We start from the raw sequence: 19,254 nt of genomic DNA, 5'->3' as shown, positions 1-19,254 counted from the left end.
AAGGTTAATGGGTCACCGGGCGAAGAAGCATCGCCGTACCGAACGCGTGAAAGATCCGCTCTTAACGAACCCTGGATGCTCTCGGCCGCGGTGAGAGGGGCGTACTGCGGGCTCAATGCGAGAAACGGGCCCATGCTGGCCAGTGCAGCGTGCGTCGTCCAATTGAATCAACTTGGGACTTCGTCAACGATGCGCGCCAAGATCCAACACAAATCAGACCCTGTCGGCGTGATGCTTCGCCGATGCATGCGATATGCGGGCTACTGATTGGCGTTTGGATTCGTTTCCCATGTGCGCCGCTAGTCCGAATAAAACGTTGTGAACGAATCAACCTCGGCTCTCTCTGTGACGAGGGAGTTTTCGATGCGCGAGGTATCCGAAAATCCAAGGCTCATGCCAACGAGAAACATTTCATTTGTCTTCAGCCCAAGTTGATCGGAAATGACCTCGTGGTACTTCATGAATGCCGCTTGAGGACACGTACTCAAGCCATGGGCGCGAGCGGCTACCATGATGTTTTGCAGAAACATGCCGTAATCGAGCAGGCTACCCTGCTGCAGGACGCGGTCGACGGTGAAGAACAGGCCAACTGGCGCGTCAAAGAACTGATAGTTGCGGCTGTGTTGCGCCTTCATGCGCTCCCTGTCGCCCTTTTCGATTCCAAGCATTCCATATAGCTTCCAGCCCACCGTTCGTTTTCTTTCAAGATACGGGGAGACCCATTCCCGAGGGTAATAATCCCATTCGTCCGTGCATACCTCGTCTGATTCAGAGTCACCCCTGATCCGCTGGATCGCGGCACAGATGCGATCTTTTGTATGTCCTGTGGCGACGTATACGCGCCAGGGCTGGATGTTGACGCCCGTGGCAGCGAAGCGCGCTACGTCCAATATCCGCTCCACAGTTTCTCGCGGAACGGGCGTGGGCAGAAACGCCCTGACGCTGCGACGCGAGAGGATGGCCCATTCGATCGCTGTGCGTAGCGCATCGGCGTCCATCGGTGGCTGTGTGTCACGTTGTTTCATCTCTCACTCCATCTGCCGCGTACGGCAGCGTTTCACTTGCAGACAAGAATATCCGGGCACGAAAGGACCTGTTGTCTTGAACATGACAATCGATACCCCATAGCGTTTCTCCGCGAATGGAAGGAATGTCTTGTTCGGGACAGTCTCGGGCCGGCGCGACATATAAATTGGATGTGCCATCGCGAGGTTTGAGCGCTCCTGTTCAGCGGTTGCCGCTACGCGGTGCTTTCGTCCCGAACACTTTGACATTGAGGCGAGGAGACATAACATGCCCAGCAACATCTACGACCGCGGTCTCGATCGAAACGATGCCAACCATGTGCCACTGACACCGCTGCACTCACTGGATCGGTGCGCCGAATTGTTTCCGGAACGTGTCGCTATCGTGCATGGCGCGATGCAGCAGACATGGGCGATGACGCGTAGCCGTTGTCGCCGGCTGGCCAGTGCGCTCTCCCGGCGAGGTGTCAAGCGCGGCGACACTGTATCGATCATTGCGCCTAATACCCCCGCCTTGGTGGAGGCACACTTCGGAGTGCCGCTGAGCGGAGCCGTGCTCAACACGATCAACTGCAGACTGGACGCCGATGGCATTCGGTTCATCCTGCTTCACGGGGAATGTAAGGTTCTTTTTGTGGATCGTGAGTTCGCGGCCCTTGCAGCGGACGCGCTTGAGCGTGTTCCAAACAGGCCGCTCGTGATTGACATCGCCGATCTGGAAGCCCCGCCGGGGGCTTCAATAGGCGCGCTCGATTATGAGCAATTGCTTGGGGAGGGTGACCCGGACTTCGAGGGCGTATGGCCTGCGGACGAATGGGAAGCTATTGCGTTGAACTATACGTCCGGAACGACTTCCGACCCGAAAGGAGTCGTAGTCAGCCACCGTAGTGCCTGCCTTATGAGTACTCTCCAGTTGATCGACTGGGGCGTGCCGCGCGGGCCTGTGTACCTCTGGATCCTCCCGATGTTTCACGCCAACGGATGGTGCTTTGCCTGGGCAATCACAGCAGCTGGTGGTACGCATGTCTGTCTGCGCAAAGTTAATGCCGCAGGGATATTCAAGGCCATCCACGAACACGGTGTCGATCATTTTTGTGCAGCGCCAATCGTCCTCGCCGCCCTGGCCGACACCCCTGCGAGCGAGCGTAGCCCGCTACCGCGCAGCGTTCGCGTGCGCACCGCGGGTTCACCGCCCCCGGCGACTGTCCTGAAATCTGTGAGCGAGCTGGGTTTCGAGGTCGAGCACGTCTACGGCATCACCGAAGCTTCAGGTACCCCGATCAGTTGCTTCATCCAGGCAGACTGGCTCACACTTGCCAACGAAGAGCAGGCACGCCTGAAGGCGCGGCAAGGTCATCGGACGTCCGGACTTGAAGCAATGCGGGTCGCGGACGCTGCCACTTTTGAGCCGGTTCCGGCGAACGGAAAGACAGAGGGAGAAATACTTCTGCGTGGCAATGTAGTAATGAAAGGCTATCTGAAGAACCAGGAGGCTACCCGAAGCGCCTTCGAGGGAGGCTGGTTCCACACAGGCGATATTGCCGTGGTGCATCCAGACGGATACATCCAGATCACGGACCGCTCCAAGGACGTAATCATTTCGGGTGGAGAAAATGTTTCGTCGGTAGAGGTGGAGGACATATTGCATCAACACCCGGCAGTACTCATCGCGGCAGTGGTGGCACAACCCGACGCGAAGTGGGGTGAAGTACCTTGTGCATTTGTCGAATTGAGACGAGGTATCAATGAACCTTCCGAACGTGAGCTTCTTACGTTCTGTCGCGAGCGACTCGCTCACTACAAGTGTCCTGTCAGGATCGTATACGGTGTCCTGCCGAAGACAGGAACAGGGAAAATTCAAAAGTATCGACTTCGGGCACTGGCCGGCAGCCGAGAGGCCATTACGAAGCTGTCTGGTGCATAGCCGCGGCTTTTGGATCCCCCTTCGGAATACGGGAGTGACCGTGGTTGTGCCGCGTGCGTGAGCAACATCTTGAGCGGCGTCTCACAGACACCCGACACTTACAATTGCGGCATGTCGTACAGCAGCAGGGTCATCAATCTTCAGAGTGCGCGAAGTCTTGAAGTCCTTGCAGATCGAGAATTCGAACTGAACCGTATTCGATCATCAATAGCCCCGCGTCAGCAAGGTCATGCAATGCCCGGTTCGTATTCTGCCTGGAAAGCCCGGACAGACGTCCAATTTCCTCTTGCGAAAGACCTCGCGTCGGATCAGTAGCGTTGAAGAGTTGCGGATTGAATAATTCAGCGAGACAGAAAGCGACTCTTGCGGACGCCTTATTCAAACGGAGGTTTGCAACCAGACCAACGTAGTACGCGCACCGTGCATTTAGCTGATCAATGACAAATCGACTGAACGAGTGGCTATTGTCAATCAGCCACTCAAACGTGCTACGTGGGATAAATGCGACTTCGCTGTCGCGCAGCGCTATCACCGCGTATGGTCGAGGCTCATCTTTCAATACAGATCCTTCCCCAAACCAGGAGCCCGCTGGTACGCCGGCGAACGTTGTGGACCGTCCTCCTTTGGAGACTGTATCGACTTTCACCAATCCTTCAATGACGCCAAGCCACTGATCCGCAGGATCACCTCTGTGACAGATCAGGGCACCAGCAGAATACGATCGCTGATAGGCATCCATATAGACGCGAGTGAGTTGCTCATCTGTCAAATTGGTTGACCAGGCAGAGCGTGATATGAAGCTCTGAAACTCAATGGACAGCGGCATGATGAGTTGAGGTCGAAAGAGTTGAAGGCACTAGTTTAAACATTTGTGGGGCGACGTCGATTGATGACGAAATTCTGTCGATGCAGGTGCAAGGATCCAACCCTGTGCAGTAGCAGAAGTAGCAACAGAAACAGAAACGAATGCGGTGTTATACGCGTGTTGTGGAAACAGTATCCTGCGCGCGTGGCGGCTTTTCCATGTCAGGGCATTTTCAACACGATCGATCGCCTACAATGTCTTTGCGGCCGTGCGCCGGACTCGCGACATAAGCATTGACTGTAGCGGGAACGTGTCTTGCGCGGCGGCTCCACGAAGCGGCGAACGCGCTGCTTCATAACGTCGTTGACCACGTCGACCAAGGGATAAACATCATGAGCATTTTTGGCACGATCCTGAGCAAGATCTTCCCTTCAAGCCATCCCGCGAATACAGCGCCTGCCGCCGATCCGGCCGCGCCTCCTGCGGCGGATCCAACCGCGGCGCCTGACGCTGCTGCAGCACCGGCCGCGGAACCCGTGGATGTCGAAGCAGTCCTGACCGCCATGCAGGCGAATACGTCGGAGCAATTGAACTGGAGGACATCCATTGTCGATTTGATGAAATTGCTCGGCCTCGACAGCAGCCTCGGTGCTCGCAAGGAACTGGCTGGCGAGCTGCACTATACCGGCGACACCAACGACTCCGCATCGATGAACATCTGGCTGCATAAAGCCGTGATGGAGCAGCTTGCGGCCAATGGCGGGAAGGTGCCTGACAGCTTGAAGGGCTAAGCTTCGCGTCGCCCCTGAGGCGACGGCTGGCACGCGTATGCGCTTGCATAGGTATGGCGTGCCAGCATGATCTCGCGGCTTTTAAATCTGCGCCGCGTCATGCTCCTGTCACATTGTTTTGAATGACACTGCTTGACGTGACTATCTTTCCAGCTTCAACGTCTTCCCGTATCCGGTCAGTTCCAGGTAACCGTGACCGAGTGTCTTGCCGTCACGACGCACCCATACCGCTCCCTCCCAATACACCGCGCCCGTCGACTGACTGGAGTCGAGTTCCTGATCGTCCATCAACGGGTCGAGTTGCCACGTGAGTGCGCCGGTCCTGACTGTCTCCGATACTGGATACGACGTGCCAGTGCGTGGCGAGCGCCACGTCCGGCGCGGCACGAAATCGACCTGATCCCCATCGAACGCAGTCACGCGCCCGCTTCCGTCACGAAGCGCCGCGTGTGACCAGACAGTCCCGCCGTTTTGTCCGCGCACCTTGAACGCCATCAACGCCGATCCGTCCGACAAATTGGCGCCTAGCCAGTCCCATCCCGCGGCATCGCTGCTAAGCACCGTGCTTGACCATTCGTGATCCAGCCACGCGGAGCCGGTCACTGCCGTACTAAGGCCGGCCTTGCCGCTCGTGTTGGAAGCACGCGTGACCTTGCCGCTCACGCGCAGTTGAGGTTCGCTGTAGTAGTAACTCGCTTGCTCGGCCAAGGGACCTTTGCGCGAGTAACCGTTGTCGCCTTGCAGCAGGGGTTCCTGAGTCGGCGTGAGCGACAGGTTCAGCGTGAAATCGGCGGCATTGACTGTGACGGTGTAGTGACCATCGGCTGCACGCACGAGATGCCAGGCGTCGAGCTTGACGTCGGTGTAATCCGTTTTTGCATAAGCGAGACCAAAACCCTGACGCGCAATCTTCTGGTCGTGCACAAGTCGTCCCAGTGAAGGCTCGCTGAGCGCCGCATGAGCGATGATCAACTGCGACGGCGCGAACGCACCCGGGTCCGCGGGATCATGTCCGGTCGCCGAGCGAAAGAACGTGATCTGGAAACCGAGCGGCTTGCCATCCGGTTGATTGAGCCAACCCGTTGCGTACCACCACTCGGTGCGAAAGGCCGGATGTGCGCCGGTATCCTGAGGAAAAACCAGCGGATGATCCGGCGTGACCGTGGCGAACTCCGCCGCCAGGGAGGGCGCGCTGATCATGCAGCAAGCGCACGCCATCATGGCCCATCGCCAGGCTCTGTTCAGACTCCTTGGAAGACCACGCATCACCAGTCCTCCTTCACTGCGCGCACGGCATCGAGCGACACCGCCTTGCGTCCCGCGACCACCGCTGTGGCACACGACGAGATCAGCATGACAAGGGCCACCGTGCTCACCATATGCCATGGGATATGCATCGACATGCTCCAGTGGAACGACTGCGGATTAACGACAAACACCAGGATCAGACTGATCGCCCAGCCCAGAATGAAACCTACCGCAATGCCGAGCGCAGTCAGCAAACCGGCTTCCGCCGCGAGGATCGCGAGCACCTGACGACGCGTCACGCCGACGTGCCGCAACATGCCGAACTCGCGCGCGCGAGCGAGTGTCTGCGCGGAGAACGTTGCCGCCACGCCGAACAACCCGATGACAATGGCCACCGCTTCCAGCAGATAAGTCACCGCGAAGCTCCGGTCGAAAATGGTCAGGGTCCGGGCACGGATCTCGCCGGGTTCGGCGAACTGCATCGCGGCGCCGAAGGGCAGTTTGCGCAGGCTGGCGATGAGGTCTTCCACGCTTGCACCGCGGTCCACGGTGAGGGCGGCGTCAGTGGCGCCCGTGTCTCCTGTCAGGCGCCGGTAGTCGGCAAGCCTTAGCGTGATCGCGCCCGTCTGGCGCACGTAATCGCGCCACACACCGGCTACGACGAACGTCCCGCCCTGTGTGCCGATAGACAACTTAAGCCTTTCTCCCAGCTTGTATCGATACAAGTCGACCATCGCTTCCGAGACCCATATGGGGGTCTCGCCAGCCTGCAGGGCGGACGGCGGAAGCACGGGGCCGGTCATCTGCATGGCGGCGCCGGGATCGGCTGCGTCGATGTCGCGCGCGAGCACGGCTACCGCCGGGCGCGCGGGGTCGAGCGTGAGATGCGACGTGCGGGTGAATGCGGCGTGCCTGATCCCGGGCGTCGCGGCTATTGCCGCTTGTTCCCCGGGACTCAGACTCGCTGTGTCGCCATTGGCCGCGACGCGAACATACAGGTCGGCTGACAGCAGGTGAGTCAGCCATTCATCGACGGAGACACGGAAGCTCGCGACCATGATGGCCATCGCGACAATCAGCGCAAAACTCGACAGAACCCCGCCCATGGCGATGGATGCCTGCCCAGGGGCATTCGCGAGGCGTGCGAGCGCCAGCGTCGCCACAGCGCGCGTACGGCGTTTCATACGCCATCGGCTGAGCAGGGTGAACACAATGGCCGTGCAACGCGGCATCAATGCGATACCGCCAACCAGCAGCAGCGCGACCGCAAGATAACCGAGGATGGGGACATCGAATAAGGGCGGCAAGAGCGCCAGTATTCCCGCGACGGCGAGGCAAACCACCGCCGGCCAGGGTGTTGCCAGCCGCGCCAGTGCGCCTTCTTCACTGCCGGCCTTAAGGGCAGCCGCCGGCCTTGCACGGGCTGCCTCCAGCGCCGGGACGAGACTGCCGAGCACGGACACGACGATACCCAGCGCAAGGAATAGGGCGGTCGCAACAGGCTCGAAACCGACATGAGGCTGCACGCCGGGAAAGTAGCCGCCGCCCAGGTCGCTGCCAAAAAAACGCAGCGCAATGGTCGACAGCGCGTAGCCCAGCGCGAGACCGAGCATGGAACCGAGTACCCCGAGCAGCGCGCCTTCCACGAGGATCTGGCGGAGAAGCTGGCCGCGCGTATAGCCCAATACGCGGAGCATTGCGAACTGCGCGCGGCGTCGGACGACCGCCAGCGCCTGGGTCGAAAACACCAGGAACGCGCCGGTGAAAAGCGCGACCAGCGCGAGCACGTTCATGTTGATGCGATACGCGCGAGAGAGGCGGTCGGTGCGGTTTTCATCGTCGCGCGTTTCAGCTACCACCAGTTGACTGCCAAGCCGCTCCTGCAACTCGCGCTTGAAGCGTTCCCGGTCAACACCGCGTTGTAGTTGCAAGTCGATGCGCGATAGTTTCCCCTCGAGTCCGAAACGCCACTGGGCGGCGGCAATATCCATCACCGCGACGCGTTGCCCCGGCCGCGTCCTGACCAAACCGCCGGCCACCCGAAAGCGCACGCTCGACGTCCCGCTAAGCAGCGCGATGTGCTCGCCGGGCGCCGCGTGAAGCCACTGCTGCGCAGCGGGCGAGAGGAAGATCGCGTCGTCGGAAAGCGTATCGAGAGGACGCTGCGCGGACGGCACGCCGATCAGCTCCGGCGTGATCCGGCTCGCCCTGAACACATCGATGCCAAGCACTTTCAACGAGGCGGTCTGGCCGGGCAAGGTGACGTCCAGGTCCAGCACGGGGCTGGCTAAAGCGACGCCCGGTGTTGTTGCAAGACGCGGATACCACTGTTCATCGAAGGTGGGCTGCGCGCCGCGGACCTGCAAGTCGGCCTCGCCGGAAAGACTCTTGGCGGCTGCGGAAAACTCGTTGAATGCCGCACTGTTGATGAGCTGCACGGCATAGCCGAGCGCCACGCCCAGCGCAATGGTTGCTATGGCGACAATCGCGCGCGCCGGATGACTGCGCCACTCCGCGCCGAGCAGCCAGCGTGCGAGGAGCCGGCCGCCTGCAATGCGTTGCGAGGGTTCGGTCACGCGCGCGCTCACTGATGCTCCCCAGCGGATTGCGCGGGTTGCGCGGCATGCAGCCCATGCTCGCTCAGGACAAGTATCCGGTCCGCGCTGGCGGCGGCCGCCATGGAGTGCGTCACCATGATCGCAGCGGCGCCGTTCGCCTTGATCTCCGCGCGGAACAACGAGAGTACTTCATGCGCGGTCTCGGGGTCCAGGTTGCCGGTGGGTTCATCGGCCAGGATCAGCGTCGGCCGATGCACAAGCGCGCGAGCGATTGCTACACGTTGCAGCTCTCCGCCCGATAGTTGCCGTGGGAAGTCGTCACCCCGTCCGCCCAGGCCCACGGCGTCCAGCAAGTCGAGCGCGCGAGCCGGCGGCGTGTTGTTGAGCAATAGCGGAAGCGCGACATTTTGAACCAGCGTCAGATGCGGCAGGACGTGAAATGCCTGGAACACGAAGCCGAGTTTTTGCCGCCGAAGGCGAGTGGCGGCGTTATCGTCGAGACTGGAGATTGACGTGCCGTCGATCAGCACGTCGCCGCTGTCGGCTTGATCGAGGCCCGCAATCAGGTTCAAAAGCGTCGACTTGCCAACGCCCGAGTCGCCCATGATCGCGACGAACTCCCCGGGATCGAGCGTGAAGTCGAGGCTGGCCAGCAGCACGCGGCCGGCGCCGTATGCCTTGCTCAAGCCGCGACATTCGAGTGCGGGGGGAGTGCCGTTATTGCGAAGGGTCATGAGGATCGGGTTGTCAGTGAGTGGAACTGGCCGGAGTCCTCCACTGTGACAGAGAAGTGCCGAACGCGTGCAGGGCGCGGCCACGCCGGAGTTCCCTCACGCGTCCGGTTTCATTCGTAATCCGAGAACCGCGACTCGGGCGCAGGCGGCGCAGGCAAGGGCGTATAGCCCGGAATGCTTGCACGGAATTGCTCGGACAAGCCATTGTCGATCTTCGTCAGCCCCTTGAGCTGAAGCTGCAACAGGACGCGAGTAGCGCTGCTGGCCGTGGTCGTTGAGGTGGCAATGTTCGTATACTTTTGCACCGCGAAGCTGAGCGCCCAGCAATCCGCGTTGTACTGAACGCCGAGCAATCCCGCCACCAGGCGATGAGCGACCATGTCGTAATTGGCCTGGCCCACAGCGTAAAGGTTGCGGCTCAGCGGCCATTGACCGGATGCCACGATCTGGTTTTCCGCCTCGTTGTCCAGGTCCTCGTCGGCACGGGTATAGCGATAAGCAAGGCTGACTACTTCCCGATCTCCCGGTTTCCAGGTGAAGCCGGAGGTACCCTGGTCAAGCTGGTTGCGCTGCTCGTCGTACTGGACCGCTTGCTCTGTCGTAAAGCCCGGGCCTATCTTGAGCGATGCGCCGACAATCACGTCGCTGCCGCGGATGTCGGTCACGGCCGCACCCGGCTCCAGCGTCACTTGCGGATTGGTGAAATAGTATTGTTGCGCCACGACGAAGCGAGCCCGTTCATCACCGGTCGCCTGGTTGATGAACCTGCTCGTGATGGCAGCCGTGACACGGTTCAGGTCGGCAACCCGGTCGCCGCCAACGAAGGTGTTGTCGGTGAAAATCTGGGCCAGTCCAAAGTCCTCTTCGCCCGTGTCGAAGATGGGTGCGAAGGTCTGGTTCCGGTAGGGCGTGTAGACGTAGTAGAGCCGCGGTTCCAGCGTCTGGATATAGTCCGTTCCGAACAGGCGAATGCTGCGTTCGAATATGAGCCCCGAGTCCACACTGAATGTGGGCACATTGAACGAAAAGCTCTTCGGCTGTCCCGTTGGCGCCGTGCTTCCGATCGAGGAGAGGTCGTAGGCTACGTAGTGCCACTGGACCTTCGGCGTGATGAACCATCCGGGTCCGGACAACGGATAGCTGACGTAGGGATTGAACGTAAAACGGCTGCCTTCCGTGGAGTCCGCCGTGGAAATGGTGAAGCGCGCGGCGTCGGCTTCGGCGCCGAAATCAAATCCGCCCAGGTTGTACTGATTGTATTTAACGTCCACTTCCGGCGCACGATTGTAGGGCGGCGACGTGCTGAATGATTGCCAGCGCTGCACCCGTGCCACCACCGACCATGGGCCGCTGTTGTACGTTACGCCGGCCTCCTGCTGGAAGATGTCCTGCCCATTGACCAGCGACGCGGTATTCGAAGCCAGGTCCGTTGTGACGTTGACGTCCGACACCTGCGAATAGTTGACATAGGCAGCCAACCCGTCGCCGAAGTTCTGGTTGTGCACGATGTTGATCGAATAGCGGTTGGTCTTGGTCAGGGCGTCGTTGGGCAGATACGCAATGGTCACCGAGCCCGAATAGGTAGGCGACAAATAGCGGTAATTCGTTGTCAGCATGGCGCCGCGCTTGGACATATAGCGCGGTGTCACCGTCAGGTCGTAGTTCGGCGCAATGTTGAAGTAATACGGGACGCTGAGGTCGAATCCATTCGTCGAACTCAGCGAGAAGGTCGGCGGGAGAAAGCCGCTCTGGCGAGCGTTGGACAACGGAAACGACAACCACGGACTCGCGAAGATGGGCACGCCTTGAAAGAACAGCACGCCATTGTGAGCAATGCCTTCGTTCGACCCCTGGTCCATATCGAAACTTGCCGCCTTGAGGTACCAGGCAGGATCGGTTTCGCACTGGCACGCGGTGTATGTGCCGTGATGCACGACTGAACGTTCGTTATCGATCAGGTCGATCCTGTCCGCGCTCCCCGATCCGCCCGTCAGTTTGAAGTGATAGGTCGGTGTGGCGATGGTGCCTTCGTTGGCCTCCACGTGCAGATGCGCTTCGGGCCCGACAAAGACGTCGTAGTTATCGACTATGCGCACATGGCCGTAGGCATCGGCCACATTGCGGTCGATGTCGTAGTGAACCGCGTCGCCTTTGACAAGAGTGGCGTCGCGTCGAAGCTCTCCATGACCCTTGAGGGACAGGTCGCGGTCCTCGTCGCCATCCGCCGAGTCGCCAATGCCGAACACGGACGGAGAGCCGTTTGCCGGCAACGGATGATCCGTTATTTGAGGTGCGACCCGCAGGCCCCAGGGCGGGTCGACCGGCTCCGCCTGAGCCGCCGCGCCGCTCAATTGCGCGCGTGCGAGCGAGGGTGTGAGGGACATGACGATCGCCGCTGCGACGGCGATATGACGCATGCGTGGCGCGAACCTGATGGGTGTTTCTACGGACGGCACGGGTTAGAACGACGTGCCGATCTGGAATTGGAACTTCTGGTATTGGTCTCCCGCGTGCCGCACGATCGGGAAACCGAGGTCCAGCTTGAGCGGCCCGATCGGGGATATCCACTCAAGTCCCGCACCATAGCTGTAACGCAAGCCGTTAGCGCCTACGCTGTTGCCCTCGTCGCCCCAGACGTTGCCGCCGTCGACAAAGGTAAACACGCGCAGCGTCCGGTCGTACCCGGTACCCGGCAACGGGACGGTCATTTCTATGTTCCCGACGATCATCTTCGACCCGCCGATAGGGTCGTTGGTGGTGGCGTCGCGGGGTCCAAGCGAACCGGACTCGTAGCCCAGCACGGAGCCAATACCGCCGCCATAGTAGTTCTTGAAGATCGGATAGGCGTCGCCGCGTATGCCGTGACCATAACCTGCCTGGAAATTCAGGCCGAGAATAAACCCTCTGGCGGGCGTGTAATAGTACTGGGCCTGGATATCTGATTTGTAGTACTGGGTATTTCCCGCGGGCGTTCCCAACTCACCGTTGGCCTGGAGAAAATAGCCCTTGCTCGGTATCAGCGCGCTGTCGCGTGCGTCGTGCGACCAGCCGACCGTCAGCGGAACGTTGTTCACCACGCGCCCGAACTCAGCCACATAGTCCAGGTAGCTTTGTGGCGTTGACGAGTCCGTGTTGAACCGGTCCTGCTCGAAACCGATGCCAAAATAGACCATGTCCGTTTCGGAGAAAGGTATGCCGAACTTCATGTCCGCGCCTACTGATGTAATCCGAAAACTCGTATCGCTGAAGTTGTAAAGCGGATATGTGGTTCTGTAATACACGTCAGTAATGCGCTTGATGCCGTCGATCGTAAAATACGGATCGGTTTGCGTCACCGACAAAGTCCGGTACGTCGTCGCGGTATTCACGTTCACCGCGAGCGTTGTTCCTGAGCCGAACACGTTGTCCTGCGACACCCCGGCCGACAGCACCACCTTGTCGCTCGAATCATAGCCGGCGCCCAGCGTGATCGCACCTGTAGGTTTCTCTTCCACCTTGACGTCTATGTCGACTTCATCGGTGGTGCCGGGAACGGGGACCGTGGTTATCTCCGTGTTCGTAAAATATCCCAGACGATCAATCCGTTCCTTCGAGACCTTCACGCGGTTGCTGTCGAACCATGAGCTTTCCATCTGCCGCATTTCACGACGTATCACCTCGTCGCGCGTCCGGGTGTTGCCTTCAATGCTCACGCGGCGCACATATACGCGGCGTCCCGGCTCGACCTGCAACGTCAACGCAACCGTATGGTGGACCTGGTCAATCTCCGGCTGGGCATTGACCTGCGCGAACGCGTAGCCATACTCCCCCAGCTTGTCGACCAGGCCCTGGGTGGTGGCTTGCAATTTTTCGGCCGAGAAACGCTCGCCCGCGCGGATCGCTACGAGCTTTTGCAACTCGGCGTTGCGATCGAGCAGGTTGCCGCCAAGCTGTATGCTGGAAATGGTGTACGGCTCACCCTCGTGAATGGTGACTGTCAAGTACATGTCCTTCTTGTCAGGCGAGATCGACACTTGCGTGGAGTCAATATTGAACTCCAGATATCCACGATTCAAGTAATACGAGCGCACCTTTTCCAGATCCCCCGTGAGCTTGTCCTTCGCGTAGAGATCGTTCTTCGTGTACCAGGAGAACCAGTTAGGCGTCGATAACTGCATCTCGTCGAGTAGCGTCGACGAGCTTGCAATGTGATTGCCCATGAAGTTGATCTGGCGGATCTTGGCGCTGGGACCTTCCGCTACCGAGAACAGGATGGAGACACGGTTACGGTCGATCGGCGTGACGGTCGTCGTCACCTCGGCGGCGTAATAACCGCGCGTCAGGTATTGGCGTTTCAGTTCCTGTTCGGCTTTGCTGACAAGCGCCTTGTCGTACGTGCTGCCTTGCGAAAGACCGACTGAATGCAAGGCCTTGGTGAGATTGTCCTTGTCGAACTCGTGAATGCCGGCAAAGTCGATCGACGAAACCGCAGCGCGTTCCTGTACTTTCACAATGACTACGTTCTCTTGCGTCTCGACCTGTACATCGTCGAAGAAGCCGGTTGCGTAGAGGGCACGAATGGTTTCCGACGCCTTGTCGTCCGAGAACACGTCGCCTCGTTTGAGCGGGACATAGGCGAACACCGAGCTGGGCTCGATGCGTTGCAGGCCCACTATCTGTATGTCCTTGATGACAAAACTGGCGGTCGCCGCATAGACGCTCGGCGCAAGGAACACGTTCAATGCAATGGCAACGGCTGAGTGAGCGGTGCGTAGGGTTCGGAAAGTTCGGAAGTTAAATTTCATTTGATGTACTTGACGAGCATATCGGCCCGAATGTGTTGCCTTGCTTTTCCGCGTCGTATCGGACGTGATCGGTGCCGTGCCTGGCCTGAACCTGCTGCTTCTGGCTGCTCAGGGACTGCGTTGCGCCAGCTGGTTACTGCAAGGGACCGCTCGCGTGCGTTGGAATCTGAACCAGCCGCGCTGCGGCTATCAACGCGTCGACCATGGGAGGGATTTGTTCGCGGGGAAGGCAAAAGGAAATGTCGGCGCCGCCCTGAAGGCGAAACGTCAGGACCAGGCTTTTGCCGTTGTCGATCGCGCCGAGTTCCCAGCCCTCGCAGCCCATCGCGAAGTTGATGTGCGGCGTGCGCTGGAGCATGTGCTCTGACTGCAGGATCGCGGCAGGAAGGACGGCGAGCAGTTCGCGGAATACCGAGTAGTGGAACGTCAGGGTCGACCGGTCGCTATGCACAACCATATGCTGGCCGTCGGGTTCCAGCTCGATGCGCTCGATGGAAGACACTCGCACGGGCTCATGTACGGACCCATGTATGGGCTCATGCGGATCGTTCCTTTCCACCGCTTCGACCGGAACCGGGCTTCTGTGGGGATCGAATTTTTCTTTCACTAGAGGCATATTTTGTAATCCTTATTATAGTGTAAGGTATTGAAGGGTGGACGGCGGCCTTGGCAAGGAGTTACCTTGCGGTTCCTTGAGGTTGTTCCTTGAAGCTGTTCCCTCAGTGAGCGCCTGACCTTACCGGGCGCTGCTTCCCCGCAAAGTGGCCGTATTCGCGCCGGTATTGCGAAAGAAAGCCGAGCGTTCCCGGCCCGCGGACATGGCCACGAGCATTTCCGAAAACAAAGGCGTTGAACTGGCTCGCAGAACTGCTGCAAGAACTTGTGCGGATAGGATGTGTTTCATCATGGTTGCTGCCCTCGCGTGCAAGTCGCTAGACGAGTCACTAAAGTAGCCTGCCCTATGACGCGGTGCGTTACGGCTTCGTTACCGCATTTCTCGCCGGAAATAGGGGGAGCATCAGAGGATCAGCGGAGCCGGGTGGAACGGGGACGCATGTCGGGTCGCCGCGCGGGCTTATGCCTAAAGCCTTCGTTCGCGTTTGTCATGATGCGCGAGCCGCGCTTTCTCTTGAGAGAAAAGCGTTCAGGACGGCATGCCTGATGGATGCAGCGGTCATGCCGGGAGACACAGGGAAATGCTTGGTGAGGATTTCGCGAGGCCTGCTTAAGCAGACAAGCTTAAGCACACAAGCAGTGGCTCAACGTCTTCAGGACGATCGCATGTTTATGTTTCATGTTGATTTAACTATAGAACGATTATGCTGTTGGACACTACGAACGTCAGCGCGTATTACCGGAGCGATGACGTCTTCTCCCCTTGTATGAAGCGTGGCTTGGCGGCGTTTTATGCGTCACCAGATTGTTCCAGAATGTTCCCCTTCATGACCGTAGGGTACGCGTCGGGCTATTGACCACGTCCCGCGCCTTGCGCGGCCGTTGCACGCGGGCACCCGCTCACGCCTTTCCACAAAACGCTTTGCGAGCATGCGGCATTCGCCCAGGCGAGCTGTCTTTCATAAATTATTGCGTTACGGGTTTGGCCGGATGCAACGCTTGGTAACGATGCTTGTTGTCCGCTGCCAACAGCCCTCGCAAATCGCTGCTGTTTAATGGTGCCCGTCTGACCGACGCACGTCGACGTCGATCAGTGCGCGCAGCGATGCACGTTTATCTGACGAGATCGCGGTGTTTGCAGCCCTTGGCAATTGGCCAGGCAGACCGCGTTGCTCAATCGTATTTTCGGAGAATTTGAAATGAAGAAATCCCTTCTTGCTCTCGGTGTCTTAGGCACCTTTGCCGGAGCGGCACACGCTCAGAACAGCGTGACCCTCTATGGCCTGATCGACGCGGGCATCACTTACACAAACAACCAGGACGGCAGCAAGAACGTTCAGGCAACCAGCGGCCAGGTTAACGGCAGCCGTTGGGGCCTGCGTGGCGCCGAAGACCTGGGTGGTGGTCTCAAGGCCATCTTCACGTTGGAAAATGGCTTTAATATCGACAGCGGCAAGTTGGGCCAGAATGGCCTGGAGTTCGGCCGTCAGGCGTTCGTCGGTTTGTCGAGTGACCAGGCAGGCGCCATCACCCTCGGCCGCCAGTACGACTCAATGGTCGACTATGTCGGCCCGCTCGCGCTGACGGGCACGCAGTTCGGCGGCACACAGGCGGCTCACCCGTTCGACAACGACAACCTCGACAACTCGTTCCGTATCGACAACTCGGTCAAGTACCAGAGCGTCAACTACGGCGGCTTCAAGTTCGGCGGCTTGTATGGTTTCTCGAACGCCGCAGGTGGTTTCTCGGACAACCGTGCATACAGCCTTGGCGCATCGTATAACTACGGTCCTTTGAGCGCCGCCGCCAGCTACATGCAGCTCAACAGTGCGGGCTCCACTTTGAACTCGTCCGGCGCGGTGAACTCCGACGCTACGTTTGCAGCGGGCCGTCAACGCACCTATGGCGCGGGCGTCAACTATGCGTTCGGCGCCGCAAACGTCGGCGTTGTGTTCTCGCAGACTCACCTGGACAACCTGACAGGTATTGGCGCGTCGGCTTCGGGTACGACAAACGGCATTGCGCTGGCAGGTGGCAGTGCGCGCTTTACCAACTATGAAGTGAACGGCCGCTACAACTTCACGCCTGCCTGGACGCTCTCGGGTGCCTACACGTTCACTAACGCAAGCCTTGACGGGGTAAGCCCGAAATACAATCAGGTGACCCTGCAGACGGCGTACGCGCTGTCCAAGCGTACCGACGTTTATCTGCAAGGCGTGTATCAGCACGTGAACGGTACGGGTGATTCGGGCCTGACCGCCGACATCAACGGGTTGACCGCCTCGTCGACCAATAGCCAGGTTGCTGCAACCATTGGCCTGCGTACCCGCTTCTAAGCGAACTTCCAAGCGAACATTTGAGCGGATGTATGCGGTCTTTGGCACGATGAGCCGGAAGACCGCGGCTTAGCGCGGTGCACTTGGCGGGAAGCTTTGACAAGCCGGGGAAGTCCTCCCGGCTTTTTCATTTTTGGTGCGCGGTTAACTGAAGACTGGACGGAAGAAGCTGCGCTCGTAGCTGACAATGCACCGCGTTTGTTCCGCATACTTGAATGCCGCCTGGCATTCGGGGTCACGCTGCGATTGCTGACGGTAGCCTTCATAGGCCGACAAGCTTGGAAACGAGAACAACGCCAGGGCAACATTGCTGGCGCCCTCCGACGGCAGGAAATAACCATGGTGCTGGCCACCGAATTTTTCGACCAGTGGAATCCACATCTTTCCGTAGGCCTCGAATTCGTCGAGTTTCGACGGGTCTATAACGTAGCGCAGGTAGCAGGTAATCATGGTGTGTCCGTTCAGGGAGAGAGGTTCGATCGGATAATATCGTGCCGGCCGGGAGCAAGCGCTTATCAAGGCGGGCGGTAAAGAAAACGAAGCCTGGAGTTAGCCAGATCCCTTTGGCGACTACGCGGCAAGGCTCAACGACGCGGCATGGGTGCGTCATGATTTCCCTGACCGGGATGCAATTGCGAATGCCCTTGACCGCCAGGCTTTCAAATATGAAAGAATGGATCCGGCTTGGCGCTGACTGGCCGTTCACGATGCATGGACCCAAGACATATCGCCAAGTGTTACGCGATAATGTCGGGCGGGTTAACGCTGAGCAGACCGTGTATCTGAAGCAAAGCAAACGCAGCGGGCACTTGCGCAAGGCCTTATGTAATCGCTGGATCTATCGGCGCTGAAACAGCGTCAATATCAACTATTGCACGTCGCTCAAGGCGATGTCGCCGGCGCCTTGGCGCTGCAAACCTGGGACTATCGATGAGCAACAGTTCGTTGCCAACATCCTCTGCCGCTCGCTGGCTGCCGTACATAGTCGCGGGAACGTTCTTCATGGAGTATCTGGATACCACGGTCATTGCAACCGCGTTGCCGCAGATGGCTCGTTCATTTGGTGTCGGCCCGAATGCGCTAAGCATCGGGATGACCGCCTACATGCTTGCGCTGGCGATCTTTATTCCGGTAAGCGGTTGGGTGGCGGACCGCGTTGGTTCACGAACGGTGTTCTTTAGCGCAATCGTCGTGTTCGTGATTGCTTCAGTGTTGTGCGGCTTGTCGAATTCAGTTGCAGAGTTCACGGCGGCGCGTTTGCTGCAGGGAGCGGGCGGCGCAATGATGGTCCCGGTAGGGCGGCTGATCGTGGTCCGCAGTACCGAGAAAAGCCGCCTCATGCAGGCCATCTCCACCATTACGTGGCCGGCTATTGCCGCACCGGTGATCGGGCCGCCCGTTGGCGGTTTCATCACCACGTACGCCTCATGGCGCTGGATATTCCTGTTGAACGTGCCGTTCGGAATCTGTGCGTTGATAGCGGTCGCCATGCTTGTGCCGAACCTGCGCGGCGCCGAGCGCAAGCCTCTGGACATAGTGGGCCTCGTGCTTAGCGGCGCGGCCCTGACCGCCATCCTCTACGGCGCCGAACTGGCCAGCCAGCCCGGCAGCAATCCGTGGATCGCGGGCAGCGTGGTACTGGCCGGCCTCGTGATTGGCTTTGCGGCGGTTCGTTATGCGGCGGGTCATCCGCATCCGTTGATCGACTTTTCGACGCTGAAGATTCCGACATATTCGGTGACGGTCCTGACCGGCTCGCTGACGCGTATCGGCATTGGCGCCGTGCCTTACTTGATGCCGCTGCTGTTCCAGATAGGTTTTGGTCTTTCCGCTTTCAAGTCGGGCCTGCTGCTGCTTGCCAGTGCGCTTGGCAACCTCGGCATGAAAGCGCTGACCACGCGGATCCTGCGGCGCTTCGGCTTCAGGTATGTGTCGATTGTCGCCGTGGCGACCGCGGGCATATTCACCATCATATGCGGCCTCCTTACGCCTTTGTCGCCGCTGGCTTTGGTGCTGATCGTGGTGTTTGTCTATGGCGTGGCGCGTTCCATGCAGTTTTCCTTGCTTGCCACCCTTGCTTATGCCGACGTGGGCGCCCCGCAAATGAGCGCCGCGAGCACGTTATGGAGTGCGGCTGCACAGATGACAATAGGACTGGGTATTGCATACGGAGCGGTGGCCTTGCGGGCCGCCGCGCTGCTTAACGGCGAGACGGCGAGCATGGAAGGCATGCATTTCACGCTCGACGATTTCCGGCTTGCGTTCCTGTTCGCCGGGTTGCTGACGCTGCTCTCCGTATGGGGCTACTTCAAGGTCGCCCGCGACGCCGGGCAAAGCGTGGGCGGAGGATCGATGCGGCAGAATGTGTCGCAGAGGGGCGGTTAGAACGCGAATGGGCCAGTTGAGGAAGAAGGCCTCGCAGTAGTCTCTTGAG

At 59.3% G+C, this 19,254-nt stretch carries 13 protein-coding genes; 4 read left to right on the top strand and 9 right to left on the bottom strand.

What is annotated here, in order from left to right; all coding sequences use genetic code 11:
* Positions 1-299: 299 nt before the first annotated feature.
* Positions 300-1,025: a nitroreductase gene (locus AWB69_RS05950; RefSeq protein WP_062083185.1), complete on the bottom strand. Its 726-nt coding sequence runs from the start codon at positions 1,023-1,025 to the stop codon at positions 300-302.
* A gap of 268 nt (positions 1,026-1,293) precedes the next feature.
* Here AWB69_RS05950 and AWB69_RS05945 point away from each other — a divergent pair, with 268 nt between their 5' ends.
* Positions 1,294-2,949: an AMP-binding protein gene (locus tag AWB69_RS05945; RefSeq protein WP_062083183.1), complete on the top strand. Its 1,656-nt coding sequence runs from the start codon at positions 1,294-1,296 to the stop codon at positions 2,947-2,949.
* Between the two features lie 133 nt (positions 2,950-3,082).
* On the opposite strand, the gene AWB69_RS05940 is transcribed toward AWB69_RS05945, so the two are convergent.
* Positions 3,083-3,775, bottom strand: a complete 693-nt coding sequence (locus AWB69_RS05940) for a Crp/Fnr family transcriptional regulator (RefSeq protein ID WP_062083181.1) — start codon at positions 3,773-3,775, stop codon at positions 3,083-3,085.
* A gap of 371 nt (positions 3,776-4,146) precedes the next feature.
* Between AWB69_RS05940 and AWB69_RS05935 the strand changes: the two genes are divergently transcribed.
* Entirely contained in the window at positions 4,147-4,545 is a 399-nt protein-coding gene (locus AWB69_RS05935) for a DUF3597 domain-containing protein (RefSeq protein WP_062083369.1), read from the top strand.
* Between the two features lie 141 nt (positions 4,546-4,686).
* Here the strand turns inward: AWB69_RS05935 and AWB69_RS05930 are convergent, their stop codons facing one another.
* The 6 genes from AWB69_RS05930 to AWB69_RS05905 form a co-directional block, all read right to left on the bottom strand.
* Positions 4,687-5,766 carry a lipocalin-like domain-containing protein gene (locus AWB69_RS05930; RefSeq protein ID WP_231936995.1) on the bottom strand — a complete coding sequence of 360 codons (1,080 nt, stop codon included), beginning with the start codon at positions 5,764-5,766 and terminating at the stop codon, positions 4,687-4,689.
* A 44-nt stretch (positions 5,767-5,810) separates the two neighbouring features.
* Positions 5,811-8,381 (bottom strand): FtsX-like permease family protein, encoded by a 2,571-nt coding sequence (locus AWB69_RS05925; RefSeq protein ID WP_062083177.1) that lies wholly within the window; start codon positions 8,379-8,381, stop codon positions 5,811-5,813.
* Positions 8,378-9,085, bottom strand: coding sequence for an ABC transporter ATP-binding protein (locus AWB69_RS05920; RefSeq protein WP_062083175.1), 708 nt, complete (start codon positions 9,083-9,085; stop codon positions 8,378-8,380). Before AWB69_RS05920 ends, AWB69_RS05925 begins: the two co-directional genes overlap by 4 nt.
* Before the next feature lie 110 nt (positions 9,086-9,195).
* Positions 9,196-11,469, bottom strand: a complete 2,274-nt coding sequence (locus AWB69_RS05915) for an LPS-assembly protein LptD (RefSeq protein ID WP_231936994.1) — start codon at positions 11,467-11,469, stop codon at positions 9,196-9,198.
* A gap of 75 nt (positions 11,470-11,544) precedes the next feature.
* Positions 11,545-13,812, bottom strand: a complete 2,268-nt coding sequence (bamA, locus tag AWB69_RS05910) for an outer membrane protein assembly factor BamA (RefSeq protein ID WP_062083367.1) — start codon at positions 13,810-13,812, stop codon at positions 11,545-11,547.
* Between the two features lie 190 nt (positions 13,813-14,002).
* The gene (locus tag AWB69_RS05905) at positions 14,003-14,371 is read right to left on the bottom strand and encodes a hypothetical protein (RefSeq protein WP_156528754.1); all 369 of its coding nucleotides are present in this window, start codon (positions 14,369-14,371) and stop codon (positions 14,003-14,005) included.
* 1,312 nt (positions 14,372-15,683) lie between these two features.
* On the opposite strand from AWB69_RS05905, the gene AWB69_RS05900 reads away from it, so the two are divergent.
* Positions 15,684-16,820 carry a porin gene (locus AWB69_RS05900; RefSeq protein ID WP_062083365.1) on the top strand — a complete coding sequence of 379 codons (1,137 nt, stop codon included), beginning with the start codon at positions 15,684-15,686 and terminating at the stop codon, positions 16,818-16,820.
* Between the two features lie 144 nt (positions 16,821-16,964).
* Here AWB69_RS05900 and AWB69_RS05895 read toward each other — a convergent pair whose 3' ends face one another.
* On the bottom strand, positions 16,965-17,270 hold the full coding sequence (locus AWB69_RS05895; RefSeq protein ID WP_062083168.1) for an NIPSNAP family protein: 306 nt from the start codon (positions 17,268-17,270) through the stop codon (positions 16,965-16,967).
* Between the two features lie 480 nt (positions 17,271-17,750).
* On the opposite strand from AWB69_RS05895, the gene AWB69_RS05885 reads away from it, so the two are divergent.
* Positions 17,751-19,205 carry an MFS transporter gene (locus AWB69_RS05885; RefSeq protein WP_062083163.1) on the top strand — a complete coding sequence of 485 codons (1,455 nt, stop codon included), beginning with the start codon at positions 17,751-17,753 and terminating at the stop codon, positions 19,203-19,205.
* Positions 19,206-19,254 lie beyond the last annotated feature (49 nt).

The organism is Caballeronia udeis (assembly GCF_001544555.2).
GTDB lineage: Bacteria > Pseudomonadota > Gammaproteobacteria > Burkholderiales > Burkholderiaceae > Caballeronia > Caballeronia udeis.
This window is presented reverse-complemented; position numbering and strand designations above follow the sequence as displayed.

Bases quoted from the DNA above. Each gene is read 5' to 3' on its own strand.
- AWB69_RS05950 (WP_062083185.1), bottom strand. From the start codon at position 1,025: ATGAAACAACGTGACACACAGCCACCGATGGACGCCGATGCGCTACGC.
- AWB69_RS05945 (WP_062083183.1), top strand. From the start codon at position 1,294: ATGCCCAGCAACATCTACGACCGCGGTCTCGATCGAAACGATGCCAAC.
- AWB69_RS05935 (WP_062083369.1), top strand. From the start codon at position 4,147: ATGAGCATTTTTGGCACGATCCTGAGCAAGATCTTCCCTTCAAGCCAT.
- AWB69_RS05885 (WP_062083163.1), top strand. From the start codon at position 17,751: ATGAGCAACAGTTCGTTGCCAACATCCTCTGCCGCTCGCTGGCTGCCG.
- AWB69_RS05940 (WP_062083181.1), bottom strand. From the start codon at position 3,775: ATGCCGCTGTCCATTGAGTTTCAGAGCTTCATATCACGCTCTGCCTGG.
- AWB69_RS05900 (WP_062083365.1), top strand. From the start codon at position 15,684: ATGAAGAAATCCCTTCTTGCTCTCGGTGTCTTAGGCACCTTTGCCGGA.
- AWB69_RS05920 (WP_062083175.1), bottom strand. From the start codon at position 9,085: ATGACCCTTCGCAATAACGGCACTCCCCCCGCACTCGAATGTCGCGGC.
- AWB69_RS05930 (WP_231936995.1), bottom strand. From the start codon at position 5,766: ATGATGGCGTGCGCTTGCTGCATGATCAGCGCGCCCTCCCTGGCGGCG.
- AWB69_RS05895 (WP_062083168.1), bottom strand. From the start codon at position 17,270: ATGATTACCTGCTACCTGCGCTACGTTATAGACCCGTCGAAACTCGAC.
- AWB69_RS05915 (WP_231936994.1), bottom strand. From the start codon at position 11,469: ATGTCCCTCACACCCTCGCTCGCACGCGCGCAATTGAGCGGCGCGGCG.